The organism is Arthrobacter sp. 05N429, assembly GCF_056397045.1.
Genome location: NZ_JBFTMQ010000046.1, coordinates 1 through 438 on the forward strand (window position 1 = coordinate 1; position 438 = coordinate 438).

The following is a 438-nucleotide window of genomic DNA, read 5'->3' on the forward strand; positions in this document are numbered from 1 at the left end:
CGACCGTGTAATGATGTTCCGGCGGTGACCTACTCTCCCACACCCTCCCGGGTGCAGTACCATCGGCGCTGTGGGTCTTAGCTTCCGGGTTCGGAATGGGACCGGGCGTTTCCCCCACGCTATGACCGCCGTAACCCTTGCTCCGCACCGTTCCGCGCCTGGGCGTGGTGGTGGGAAAACTTTGGTGTTACAACTGTGGTGTTGTTATTTTGTTGTCGGTTCTCAAGCAACGGGTTTGTTGGTTGGGAACCACATAGTGGACGCAAGCAGTCTTGTTATCTTTGTACYYCTCCCTGGTGTGAACGTCTTTTGAATCCGTTCACGGGAGGGGTGTGTGGTGTAAGTTATCGGCCTATTAGTACCGGTCAGCTTCACGAGTCTTTAGTCCTCGCTTCCACATCCGGCCTATCAACCCAGTGGTCTGGCTGGGGGCCTCTC

At 56.2% G+C, this 438-nt stretch carries 1 rRNA gene; it reads right to left on the bottom strand.

The window, feature by feature from the left end:
* Positions 1-16: 16 nt before the first annotated feature.
* Positions 17-133: ribosomal RNA gene (gene rrf / locus AC1DF4_RS19195) — 5S ribosomal RNA — on the bottom strand.
* Positions 134-438: the final 305 nt, after the last annotated feature.